This is a genomic window from Limnohabitans sp. Bal53, from assembly GCF_003063355.1.
Lineage (GTDB): Bacteria > Pseudomonadota > Gammaproteobacteria > Burkholderiales > Burkholderiaceae_C > Limnohabitans_A.
The window spans coordinates 530,297-542,551 of record NZ_NESH01000001.1 but is presented as its reverse complement, the minus strand read 5'-3'; the positions used below and the strand labels follow the sequence as shown (position 1 = coordinate 542,551).

General features: G+C 60.4%; 7 protein-coding genes. 4 read left to right on the top strand and 3 right to left on the bottom strand.

Going from position 1 to position 12,255, the window contains the following annotated elements:
• Nucleotides 1-96 precede the first annotated feature (96 nt).
• Entirely contained in the window at nt 97-2,202 is a 2,106-nt protein-coding gene (metG, locus tag B9Z50_RS02520; RefSeq protein ID WP_108362089.1) for a methionine--tRNA ligase, read from the bottom strand.
• A gap of 87 nt (nt 2,203-2,289) precedes the next feature.
• Here metG and apbC point away from each other — a divergent pair, with 87 nt between their 5' ends.
• Together apbC and B9Z50_RS02510 are read left to right on the top strand one after the other, a co-directional pair.
• Nucleotides 2,290-3,378, top strand: a complete 1,089-nt coding sequence (apbC, locus tag B9Z50_RS02515) for an iron-sulfur cluster carrier protein ApbC (protein ID WP_108362088.1) — start codon at nt 2,290-2,292, stop codon at nt 3,376-3,378.
• Nucleotides 3,379-3,504: 126 nt separating this feature from the next.
• Nucleotides 3,505-5,928: a response regulator gene (locus B9Z50_RS02510; RefSeq protein WP_158270616.1), complete on the top strand. Its 2,424-nt coding sequence runs from the start codon at nt 3,505-3,507 to the stop codon at nt 5,926-5,928.
• A 72-nt stretch (nt 5,929-6,000) separates the two neighbouring features.
• Here B9Z50_RS02510 and B9Z50_RS02505 read toward each other — a convergent pair whose 3' ends face one another.
• Both B9Z50_RS02505 and B9Z50_RS02500 read right to left on the bottom strand, forming a co-directional pair.
• Nucleotides 6,001-7,566: a benzoate-CoA ligase family protein gene (locus B9Z50_RS02505; protein WP_108362086.1), complete on the bottom strand. Its 1,566-nt coding sequence runs from the start codon at nt 7,564-7,566 to the stop codon at nt 6,001-6,003.
• 58 nt (nt 7,567-7,624) lie between these two features.
• The gene (locus tag B9Z50_RS02500) at nt 7,625-9,196 is read right to left on the bottom strand and encodes a 3,4-dehydroadipyl-CoA semialdehyde dehydrogenase (RefSeq protein WP_108362085.1); all 1,572 of its coding nucleotides are present in this window, start codon (nt 9,194-9,196) and stop codon (nt 7,625-7,627) included.
• A gap of 207 nt (nt 9,197-9,403) precedes the next feature.
• On the opposite strand from B9Z50_RS02500, the gene B9Z50_RS02495 reads away from it, so the two are divergent.
• Both B9Z50_RS02495 and boxC read left to right on the top strand, forming a co-directional pair.
• Nucleotides 9,404-10,327, top strand: coding sequence for a helix-turn-helix transcriptional regulator (locus tag B9Z50_RS02495; protein ID WP_108362084.1), 924 nt, complete (start codon nt 9,404-9,406; stop codon nt 10,325-10,327).
• 160 nt (nt 10,328-10,487) lie between these two features.
• Nucleotides 10,488-12,146: a 2,3-epoxybenzoyl-CoA dihydrolase gene (boxC, locus tag B9Z50_RS02490; protein WP_108362083.1), complete on the top strand. Its 1,659-nt coding sequence runs from the start codon at nt 10,488-10,490 to the stop codon at nt 12,144-12,146.
• The last annotated feature ends 109 nt before the right edge of the window (nt 12,147-12,255 follow it).

Below are 12,255 nucleotides of genomic sequence, written 5' to 3'. Positions count from 1 at the left end.
CAAATTATGCGACACGCCAACATGCCATGTGCACGGGGCTTGGCTGCACAGGCGTTCCTCGGTTGATCTGGAGGACGTGTGCAGCGAGCCATCGGGTCAGTGGATGCGCATGCCGGGCTTGGCGCCGGGCCAGGGCTGCAGCACGTAAATGCCAGCGTCCGCCTTGTCGTCAGCGTGGCTGGCGGCCAGCACCATGCCCTCGGAAACACCAAACTTCATCTTGCGAGGGGCCAAGTTGGCCACCATCACGGTGAGCTTGCCCACCAAGTCTTCGGGCTTGTACATGCTGGCGATGCCGCTGAAGACGTTGCGCATGCGGCCTTCGCCAACGTCCAGCGTCAGGCGCAGCAGCTTGACCGAGCCAACGACTGCCTCGCAGTTCACGATTTGGGCGATGCGCAGGTCCACCTTGGCGAAGTCATCGATGCCAATCGTCGGGGCGATTTCTTCGCCGCCAGGGATGACTTTTTCTTCGACCACGGCAGGCGGCTCGAACAGGGCGTCGAGTTGTTCGGGTGTGACGCGTTGCATCAGGTGTTGGTAGACGTTGATGGTGTGACCCGCGCCCAGCAACTGTTTTGCTTGCGCAAAAGTGAAGGGGCCTACGTTCAAGAAGGCCTCGACCTGCGACGCCAATGCGGGCAGCACGGGTTTGAGTTGCAGGCTGAGCAGGCGGAAGGCCTCGATGCAGGTGGTGCACACGTCGTGCAGTCTGGCGTTCTGACCTTCTTGTTTGGCCAAGTCCCAGGGTTTGTTTTGGTCCACATAGCTGTTGACCTTGTCGGTCAGCAGCATGATTTCGCGCAGGGCTTTGGCATATTCGCGCTGGTCGTAGAAAGCGGCGATGCTCGGCGTGGCGGCTTGCAAGGCCGAGAGCAGGGCTTGGCCGTCGTCGCTCACCGCGCCGAGTTGTCCGGCAAAGCGCTTGGCGATGAAGCCGGCCGAGCGCGAAGCGATGTTCACAAACTTGCCGATCAAATCGCTGTTGACCCGCGCCATGAAGTCTTCGGCGTTGAAGTCGATGTCTTCGTTGCGGGCCGAGAGTTTGGCAGCCAGGTAGTAGCGCAGCCACTCGGGGTTCATGCCCAGGCTCAGGTACTTGAGCGGGTCCAGGCCCGTGCCGCGGCTCTTGCTCATCTTCTCGCCGTTGTTCACCGTCAAGAAGCCGTGCACGAACACGCTGTTGGGCGTTTTGCGGCCCGAGAAATGCAGCATGGCTGGCCAAAACAGCGTGTGGAAGGTGACGATGTCCTTGCCGATGAAGTGGTACTGCTCGAGCGCCGGGTTGGCCATGTAGGCGTCGTAACTTTCGCCTCGCTTGTCCAGCAGGTTTTTGAGGGACGCCAAGTAGCCCACGGGCGCGTCGAGCCAGACATAAAAGTACTTGCCCGGTGCGTCGGGAATTTCAATGCCGAAGTAGGGTGCGTCGCGCGAGATGTCCCAATCGCCCAGGCCTTCGCTGGTCGTGCCGTCGGGGTTGGTGCGCACAGAAAACCACTCTTTGACCTTGTTGGCCACCTCGGGCTGCAGCTTGCCGTCTTGTGTCCACTGGCTCAAAAACTCGACGCAACGTGGGTCGGAGAGCTTGAAGAAAAAGTGTTCCGAGGTTTTGAGCTCGGGTTTGGCACCGGACAGGGCCGAGAAGGGGTTGATCAGGTCGGTGGGCGCGTAAACCGCGCCGCAGCTCTCGCAGTTGTCGCCGTATTGGTCTTTGGCGTGGCACTTGGGGCACTCGCCTTTGATGAAGCGGTCGGGCAAAAACATGTTCTTTTGCGGGTCAAAGAACTGCTCGACCGAGCGCACCTCGATCAGCGAGCCACCATGGGCTGCCGAAATGTCGCGCAGGTCACGGTAAATCTGGCGCGCCAATTCGTGGTTTTCGGGTGCGTCGGTGCTGTGCCAGTTGTCAAACTGGATGTGAAAGCCGTCCAGATAAGGCTTGCGACCGGCCGCGATGTCGGCCACGAACTGCTGGGGCGTCTTCCCGGCTTTTTCGGCCGCGATCATGATGGGTGCGCCGTGTGTGTCGTCAGCGCCCACAAAGTTGACGTGGTTGCCCTGCATGCGCTGGTACCGCACCCAGATGTCGGCCTGGATGTATTCCATGATGTGGCCGATGTGGAAATTGCCGTTGGCATACGGCAAGGCGGTGGTGACAAAGAGTTGGCGGGGCGCCTCTAGAAGACCGTTATGGGCAGACATGGTGGGACAGTTTGTAGGGGGAATCGGTGATTTTAGGGTGTACGGCCTGTCTTGTCGGTAAACTCCGCCCCATTCTAGAAAGAGACCATGGCGACCACCGAACAACTCCTCCAAGCCCTGCAAGCCGTCATTGACCCGAACACGGGCAAAGATTTTGTGTCCACCAAAGCCCTGAAGAACCTGCAAGTCGAAGGCGGCGATGTCGCCTTTGATGTGGAGCTGGGTTACCCGGCCAAGAGCCAGATCCCGGCGCTGCGCCAAGCGCTGATTGCTGCGGCCAAAGGTGTGGCGGGCGTCTCCAACGTGTCGGCCAACGTGACCAGCAAGATCACGGCCCACGCTGCCCAGCGCGGTGTGGCCCTGCTGCCGCAGGTCAAAAACATCGTGGCCGTGGCCTCTGGCAAGGGCGGCGTGGGCAAGAGCACCACCGCTGTGAACCTGGCCCTGGCGCTGGCTGCCGAAGGCGCTAAAGTGGGCTTGTTGGATGCCGACATTTACGGCCCCAGTCAGCCCATGATGATGGGCATCGAAGGCCGCCCCGAGAGCGAAGACGGCCAGACCATGGAGCCGCTGGAAAATTATGGCGTTCAGGTCATGTCGATTGGTTTCTTGGTCAATGCCGACGATGCCATGATCTGGCGCGGCCCCATGGCCACCCAGGCGCTGGAGCAGCTGCTGCGCCAGACCAACTGGAAAGAACTCGACTATTTGATCGTGGACATGCCCCCGGGCACCGGTGACATTCAGCTGACGCTGTCACAACGCGTGCCCATGACGGGTGCCGTGATCGTGACCACCCCGCAAGACATTGCCCTTTTGGACGCTAAAAAAGGCGTGAAGATGTTCGAAAAAGTCGGCGTGCCGATTTTGGGGCTGGTTGAAAACATGGCCGTGCACGTGTGCACCAACTGCGGCCATGTGGAGCATATTTTTGGCGCCGATGGCGGCAAGAAAATGGCCGCCGAATATGGCATGGACTACCTGGGCGCGCTGCCTTTGGACATGCAAATTCGCCTTCAGGCCGACAGCGGCAAGCCCACTGTGGTCAACGACCCCGACGGCGAAGTGGCGCAGATCTACAAGGCGGTTGCCCGCCAGGTGGCGGTCAAGATCGCGGCCAAAGCCAAGGACTTTTCGTCCAAGTTTCCGACCATCAAGGTCAGCAAGGACACCTGAGTGCCCAGTCAGGGCCGCCTGAGCCAGTAGCCAGGCGGGCCTTGAACCCTGGGTTTCTTGGGATACCCACTGTAAAGAGTCCATAGGTATTCGTTGTTATCATGCGTCCAGTATCAAAGGCGTCATGTGAAATACCTCCTTTTACCTGTTTATTGGATTCGTCAAGCCCTTCAGCGTTGGCCATTGTGGTGGTTGGGGCTGCTTTTGGTGGGCATTTGTCTGTGGGTGGTGCTCTACACCTACCAGGCCAGCGAGCGGATGGTCCGGCAATACGCCACCGAAAGTGCACAGGCCCACGCTGTGAGCCTCACGCAATTTCGCAATTTCTACACCGATCAGATCGTGCCCCGCGCCATGGAGGCGGGTTTGCACGTCACGCACGACTATAAAAATCGGAAAAATACCCTGCCTTTGCCTGCCACCTTGACGCTGGATTTGGGTCACTACCTGTCCAAAGTCGATGGGGGCACCCAGGTGCGGCTTTACAGCGAAAAGCCTTTTCCCTGGCGCGAGCAAGAGCGCGAGCTGGATGACTTTCAGCGTCAGGCCCTGCAACATTTGAAAGAAAAGCCGGATGTGCCTTTTGTGCGCGAGGAGATCCTCAACGGCGAAAGGGTCTTGCGTTTCGCTCAGGCCGACCGGATGACGTTGCGCTGCGTGGCCTGCCACAACAGTTATCCCAGCTCACCCCGAACCGACTGGAAAACTGGGGATGTGCGCGGTGCCCTGGAGGTGGTGTTACCCGTTTCGCAGTGGCAGACCACCAGCACCGGCATCCTCAACCGCACCTTTGTGGTCCTGCTGGCACTGCTCTTTTTGGGGCTGCTGCTGGTGTGGTTGACGGTGCGGCGATTCCGCCAGGCTTTGCTCACGTCGCGCAAATTGGCGACCGAACGGCGCGCAGCCATCGAACAACTGAACGAAGAAATCAACGAGCGCAAACAGATAGAGCGGCAAATGCGCTTGAGCGAAAGCAAGCTGCAAAGCATTTTTAGGTCGGTCCCTGAAGCCATCGTGGTGACCGATGCCGAAGGCCAGATTGTCCAGTGCAATAACGCCACAGAGGCGATTTTTGGCTACACCTTAGAAGAACTCAAGGGTCAGAAGGTGGACATGCTGATGAGGGCCGAAGATGGGCAGCGGCATGATCACTACATGCAGGGTTACCAACGTACAGGGGGTAACAAGATCATCAACCAGCCGCGTGTGCTCCATGGTCGGCGTAAGGACGGCCAGTTGTTCTCATTGCGTTTGACCATCAGCGAAATGCGGGTGGACGATGAGGTGCATTTTGTGGGCGTGATGCAGGATTTCACGACCATCGAAAATGCCCAACGGATGCTCATCGAGGCCAAGGAAAAGGCCGAGCAGGACAACCGCATGCGGGGTGAATTCCTGGCCAATATGAGCCATGAGATCCGTACCCCCATGAACGGCATCGTGGGCATGACCGAGTTGGCCATGGACACCCAGGACAAGGTGGCGCAAAAGGAATACCTGACGTTGGCGCGCGATTCGGCCAACCATTTGCTGCACATCATCAACCAGATTCTGGACTTCTCGAAAATCGAAGCCCGGGCTCTGGAGCTGGAATTGCTCAAGGTCAGCCCGGGGCAATTGATCCACGACACCAGCCGCTCCCTGGAGCAGTTGGCCCGTGTCAAGGGCATCGATCTACAGGTGGACATCGCGTCGGCGGTGCCCGAATGGGCCTGGATGGACCCGGTTCGCATGCGCCAGGTGTTGACCAATCTGATTGGCAATGCCATCAAGTTCACCGAAGTCGGTGCGGTCACTGTGGCCGCGCAAGCCGTCCCGGGCCATGATGCTGAGCATTGTGTGCTGCGAATCAGCATCACCGACACTGGCATTGGTTTTGATCCATCGCGTACTGCGGCGCTCTTCAGCCCCTTCACGCAAGGCGATGGTTCGGTGACACGCTCGTTTGGCGGCACTGGCCTGGGCTTGGCCATCACCCGTCGGCTGGTGCATTTGATGGGCGGTGAGATCAGCGCCAACGCGCAGCCCGACCTGGGCGCATGCTTCACGGTGACTTTGCCGGTCGAAAAAACCAGTTTGGATGCCAACGACCAAAGCGCTGCAGCCGCTCAGAGTTCAGATCTGAGTGAGAGCCCGAGGTACCAAAAGCTGATTTCGGTTTTGCTCGTGGAGGACCACGACATCAACCGCAAACTGGCCGAGATCATGTTGCAGCGCATGGGTTACCGCTACGTTTCGGCTTGCGATGGTTTGCAGGCCTTGGATGTGCTGGAAAAGGACCGTTTCGACGTGGTTCTGATGGACGTGATGATGCCGGTCATGGACGGCATCACTGCCCTCAAACTGTTGCGAGAGCGCGAGGGTGAGCGAGGCCAAAGAACGCGCGTCTTGATGGTCACGGCCCACGCCATGACCGGCGACCGGGAGCGCTTCTTGGGCGCGGGGGCGGATGGCTATGTCTCCAAACCCATGTCGCAGGCGGCGTTGCAAAAGGAAATTGAGCGGGTGCTGAATGTGCCCCATGCGGACGAGGACGAAGCACCGAACTGATCTTTGGGTACCCATGGGGCAAATCCTCAGCGCAAGCCAGCGCTGGAGGTTTTCCTCTCGCCTGATCGGTGGTCAGGACGCTGATTTTTCCAGATCACGCAGGCGAAAGCGCTGGATCTTGCCTGTGGCTGTTTTGGGCAACTCGGCCACAAAGTCGATGAAGCGCGGGTACTTGTAAGGGGCCAGGCGCTCCTTCACGAACGCCTTGACCTCGTCTTGCGTCATGCTCTGGCCTGCTTTGAGCACGATGAAAGCCTTGGTCTTGGTCAGGCCATCGGTGTCTACTTTGCCGATCACGGCCGCCTCCAAAATCGCGGGGTGTTGCACCAAGGTGGACTCCACCTCAAAAGGCGAGACATAAATGCCACTGACCTTGAGCATGTCGTCGTTGCGCCCCGCGTAGGTGTAGTAGCCATCGGCATCGCGGGTGTATTTGTCGCCGCTCTTGGTCCATATGCCCTGAAAGGTGTCGCGGGTTTTCTCGCGGTTGTTCCAGTACATCAAGGCGCTGCTGGGGCCTTGGATGTAGAGGTCGCCAATCTCGTCGTGGCCGGTGACCACGCTGCCGTCTTCATGGCGCAACTGAACTTCGTAGCCAGGCACGGCCTTGCCTGTGGTGCCATAGCGCACGTCGCCTGGGCGGTTGGACAAAAACACGTGCAGCATTTCGGTGGAGCCGATGCCGTCGATGATGTCGCAGCCAAAGTGGGCAGACCAGCGTTCGGCGATGTCGCGCGGCAGGGCTTCGCCCGCCGACGAGCACAGGCGCAGGGCGACCTGACTTTTGGCGGGCAGTTCGGGGTTGGCCAACATGCCGCCGTAGCCGGTGGGCGCGCCGTAAAACACGGTGGGCTGGTGCTGAACCAGCCGTTTGAAGGTGGCTTGTGGGGTGGGGCGCTCGGCCATCAACACCACTGTGGCGCCCACGCTCAATGGGAAGGTGAGGGCGTTGCCCAGACCGTAGGCAAAGAACAGCTTGGCGGCCGAGAACACGGTGTCGCTTTCTTTCAGCTCCAGCACACCCTTGCCGTACAGCTCGGCTGTCCAATACAAGTTGCCCTGGCTGTGCACGGTGCCCTTGGGTTTGCCTGTGGAGCCGGACGAATACAGCCAAAACGCCGGTTCGTCGGCCAGCGTCTGCGCAGGCAGAACGGGCTGGTTTTGCGCCACCAAGTCGGTCATGTTGAATTGGCCCTGTGTCAAAGCGCCTGTGGGGCGCGAGACCAGCACTTGCCGTACTTCGGTTTTGACCAGATCCATGGCCGTTTTCAGCGTGGGCAGCAAGGACCCCGATACCAGCGCCGCTTGCGCCCGGCTGTTGCTCAGCATGAAGGCATAGTCCTCGGCGGTGAGCAAGGTGTTCACGGCCACTGGCACCACGCCCGCATAGAGCGATCCCAGAAAGGCCACCACCCAGTCGCAGCTGTCTTGCATGAGCAAGAGCACGCGCTCTTCGCGCCGGATACCCATGGCCTGTAGGCCACCTGCAAAACGGCGGATCTGGTCGGTCAGCTCGCCATAGGTCAGGGTGCCCACATCGTCGATCAACGCGGTTTTGGCGGCGCGCCCGGCGTTGGTGGCGATCAGGTGTTGGGCAAAGTTGAAGTTCGTGCTGGGGGCAGTCACGGAGCGTGTCATGTGGGTCTCCTCGGATGTCTCTGATGTTGTTGGAATGTGGGTGGCTTGTGAAGGGGGTTTACAAGGACATGGCGGTGCCTTGCGCGGCCAGCTGATCCAGTGCCAGCGAGCTGCCTTGCACCGCAGTGCGGCGGTGGTAGAAGTTGAGCGCCCTGAGGCCCCCTAACTCTTCGCCGCCACCGGCGCGGCCTGGCCCGCCGTGCAAACTCATGGGCATCACATTGCCGTGGCCGCTGTGCAAGGCCGCCACGTCGGGCGAGATGGCGTGCACGCGGCCGTGGCTGCTGGCCAGCTCTACCGAGGCCTGAGCCGTGAGGGCCGGGTCTTCGCTGTAGACCGAGCACACCAGCGAGCCTTCGCCTCGGCGGATCATGGCGTAGGCCTCGTCGATGCTGTCGTAAGGCATCAAGGTGGAGACGGGGCCGAACACCTCGACCGCATGCAAGACCTTGGCCGTCATGGGCGATTCGGTGCCTAACAGAACCGGGGCCACGCAAGCGCTCGAAGCGTCGGCGTCCACCAGACCAGCGCTGTTGCCATCAAACAGTACAGTGGCTTCAGTTTTGAGCTGGGCCAATCCGGCCAGCACGCTGGCTTTTTGTTCCTGGCTTACCAGCGCGCCCATGCGCACCGATTCGCTTCTTGGGTTGCCCACAGTGGTTTTGGCCAGGCGCGCGCCAATGGCTTCGGCCGCAGCTGGGTACAGCGCACGTGGCACAAAAACGCGGCGAATCGCGGTGCACTTTTGCCCCGACTTGACAGTCATCTCGCGGGCCACTTCGGCCACCAGCAGCTTGAAGGCTTCGCTATCGGCTGTGGCGGCGGGCGAGAGAAGGGCGCTGTTGAGGCTGTCGGCTTCGATGTTGCAGCGCACCGACAGCTCGGTCACGGCGCGGTGGCTGCGGATGATTTGGCCCGTCTCGGCCGAGCCGGTGAAACTCACCACGTCAAAGGCCTGCAGTTGGTCCATCAGACCTGCGGACGAGCCGCAAATCACCGACAGCGCGCCCACAGGCAGCACGCCCGCGTCGACCACGTCTTTGACCATGCGCTGGGTCAGCCAGGCGGTCGCGGTGGCCGGTTTGATGATGACCGGCACACCCGACAGCAAAGCCGGGGCGGCTTTTTCCCACAAACCCCAGCTGGGGAAGTTGAATGCGTTGATGAACAGCGCGACGCCGCGTGTGGGCACTTGGATGTGCTGGGTCTGAAAGGCCGGGTCTTTGGCCATGCGGATGCGCTGGCCATCGAGCAGCAGCTTGGCATCGCCCAGGGCCGCACCTTGCTTGGCGTAATAGCCCAGGGTGAAGATCGCGCCGTCGATGTCCACGCCGGAATCCTTGGCCACGGTGCCGCTGTTGGCGGTGGCGATTTCGTAATACGCGTCTCGATTCGCTTGCAGGACATCCACGATTTGGGTCAGCAAGGCCGCGCGTTGGCCATAACTCAGGGCGCGCAGGGCCGCGCCGCCTTGTTCGCGGGCCAAGGCAAAGCCTTCGGCCAGGTCGATGCCGCTGCTCGACACGCGGGCCAATTCAGTGCCCAGCACCGGGTCAAACAGGGGCGTGCCTGGGCCGGTGCCAGTTTGCCAGCGGCCTGCGAAGAAGTTGGGGAGCAAGGAGGTGGTCATGTGAAAGATCTTTTGGGGTGCGCACTGGGGCGCTGTGGGGGTGTTGACATGCTCTGATGTGCAACAAAAAACTGTTCCAAGGGGGCAGTTGGCGGTATAAACACGGGTTAATGCATTATTTTGCGTGTTGGTGAGTATGCAATAAAGTGCATGTTTTAGGTTTGTAGAAATTAAAGGGTTTTCCCTAATTCGGGACAAAATTTGAGCATGGCAACACACGAAGAATTTGTGCAGACGCAGGCAAACGCGCCTGACGTGGACGGCAAGCGCAGCCCGTTTCTCGAGTCGCTGGGCGAGCGCGTGCGCACGCTGCGATCGCGCAAGGGCATGACGCGCCGCGCCGTGGCGGTGGCGGCCGATGTGTCTGAGCGGCATCTGGCCAACCTCGAATACGGCACAGGCAATGTCTCTGTGCTGGTGCTGTTGCAAGTGGCCAATGCTTTGCAATGCTCGCTGGCCGAGTTGTTGGGTGACGTGACCACCACCTCGCCCGAGTGGCTGTTGATCCGCGAGTTGTTGGGAAAGCGCAGCGAAGCCGATCTGCGCCGTGCCCGAGTGCAGCTGGGCGAGATGTTTGGCGAAGGCGGCAATGCGCAAGAGCGCAAGAACCGCATCGCCCTGATCGGTTTGCGCGGCGCGGGCAAGACCTCGCTGGGGCAGCGCTTGGCCGACGATCTGGGTTTTCCTTTCATAGAACTCAGTCGTGAGATTGAGCAGTTTGCCGGCTGCCAGATCAGCGAGATCCACAACCTGTATGGTGCCAATGCTTACCGCCGATACGAGCGTCGGGCACTCGAAGAGGCCATCCAGATCTACCCCGAAGTCGTGATTGCCACACCCGGCGGCCTGGTGTCGGATTCGGCCAATTTCAATGTGCTGCTGTCGCACTGCAGCACCGTGTGGCTGCAGGCCGATGCCGCTGACCACATGGGCCGCGTGGCCGCGCAAGGCGACATGCGGCCCATGGCGGGCAGCCGTGAAGCCATGGAAGACCTCAAGCGCATTTTGGACGGCCGATCGGCCTTCTACTCCAAGGCGGACATGGCCATCAACACCAGTGGGCGCACCGAAGATCAGGCTTTTGCGGCTTTGAGGTCTTCTGTTCGCCAACATTTGGCGTTGCCGATTTGAAGTCTGGAAGAAAAATGCATTTCCTAGGGTAAACACTTATAAAATGCACTAAAGTGCATGTTGTGGAGGTCGGTGGCCTGCAATAAAATTCAATGCAACATGCAATGAAATGCATTTTTTGACCCCAATCAAGACACCTCTTCTTCCACAGAGACGCCACATGACGCAAACATTCCAGGTTGACTACCAAACCAACCCCTCCCAATACAAACACATCCAGATGGCTTTTGATGGCGAGATCGCGACCTTGTCGATCAACATCAATGAAGACGCGGGCATCCGCCCCGGCTACAAACTCAAGCTCAACAGCTACGACCTGGGCGTGGACATCGAGCTGCACGACGCGCTGCAACGCATCCGTTTCGAACACCCCGAAGTGCGCTCGGTGGTGGTGACCAGCTTGAAGGACCGCGTGTTCTGCTCGGGTGCCAACATCTTCATGCTGGGCGTCTCGACCCACGGCTGGAAAGTGAACTTCTGCAAATTCACCAACGAAACCCGCAATGGCATCGAAGACTCCAGCAAGCACGACGGCCTGAAGTTTGTGGCTGCCTTGAACGGCGCTTGTGCGGGCGGCGGCTACGAGTTGGCCTTGGCCTGTGACGACATCGTGCTGGTCGACGACCGCTCCAGTGCCGTGTCGCTGCCCGAAGTGCCGCTGCTGGGCGTGTTGCCCGGCACCGGCGGCCTGACCCGCGTGACCGACAAGCGCCATGTGCGCCACGACCTGGCCGACATCTTCTGCACCAGCGTCGAAGGCGTGCGCGGTCAAAAAGCCGTGGACTGGCGTCTGGTGGATGCGATCGCCAAGCCTGCTGTGTTCAAGGATGTGGTCAAACAGCGCGCCACCCAACTGGCCGCTGCCAGCATCCGCCCCGCAGGTGCCAAGGGCGTGACCTTGACGCCGCTCAACCGCAGCATTGCAGCGGACGCGCTGACCTATACCAACGTGACCGTTGAAATCGACCGCGCCAAGCGCATCGCCACGTTCACCGTCAAGGCCCCCGCCACAGCCCAACCCACCGACATCGCGGGCATCGAAGCGGCTGGCGTGAACTGGTGGCCGCTGCAGATGGTGCGCGAACTGGACGACGCCATCTTGCACATGCGCACCAACGAACTCGACATCGGCACCTGGGTGCTCAAGACCGCCGGTGACGCCGCTGCCGTGCTGGCGTCTGACGCGACCTTGTTGGCCCACAAAGACCACTGGCTGGTGCGCGAGACCATCGGCCACCTGCGCCGCACACTGGCCCGCCTCGACGTGTCTTCGCGCAGCCTGTTCGCCCTGATCGAAGAAGGCACTTGCTTTGCGGGTACCCTGGCCGAGTTGGCGTTCTGCGCCGACCGCGCTTACATGCTGGCTTTGCCCGATGACGCTGACAAAGCGCCCAAGCTGCAACTGAGCGAGATGAACTTCGGTTTCTTCCCGATGGTCAACGACCAGACCCGCCTGCAACGCCGCTTTTATGAAGAAGTGCCCGCCATGGAAGCCGCCCGCGGCGCGATTGGCCAAGCCCTTGATGCGGACGCCGCACTGGCCTTGGGCCTGGTGACCGCTGCACCTGACGACATCGACTGGGCTGACGAAATCCGCCTGGCCCTGGAAGAGCGTGCCGCCATGTCGCCCGACGCGCTGACCGGTCTGGAAGCCAACCTGCGTTTCGCCCAGAAGGAAAACATGGCCACCCGTATTTTTGGTCGCCTGACCGCCTGGCAGAACTGGATCTTCCAGCGCCCCAACGCCGTGGGCGAAAAGGGCGCCTTGAAGGTTTACGGCAAGGGCGAAAAAGTCCAGTTCGACATGAACCGCGTTTGAGACCCAACGATCTTTATGCCCATCAACCCGTCATGGCGAGGAGCGAAGCGACGCGGCAATCCACAGACTGCCACGCTGCGCTCGCAGTGACGATTCCATCTTTTTTTAA

Coding starts and splice junctions, on each gene's coding strand:
- metG (WP_108362089.1), bottom strand. CDS start 2,202: ATGTCTGCCCATAACGGTCTTCTAGAGGCGCCCCGCCAACTCTTTGTC.
- apbC (WP_108362088.1), top strand. CDS start 2,290: ATGGCGACCACCGAACAACTCCTCCAAGCCCTGCAAGCCGTCATTGAC.
- B9Z50_RS02505 (WP_108362086.1), bottom strand. CDS start 7,566: ATGACACGCTCCGTGACTGCCCCCAGCACGAACTTCAACTTTGCCCAA.
- B9Z50_RS02500 (WP_108362085.1), bottom strand. CDS start 9,196: ATGACCACCTCCTTGCTCCCCAACTTCTTCGCAGGCCGCTGGCAAACT.
- B9Z50_RS02495 (WP_108362084.1), top strand. CDS start 9,404: ATGGCAACACACGAAGAATTTGTGCAGACGCAGGCAAACGCGCCTGAC.
- boxC (WP_108362083.1), top strand. CDS start 10,488: ATGACGCAAACATTCCAGGTTGACTACCAAACCAACCCCTCCCAATAC.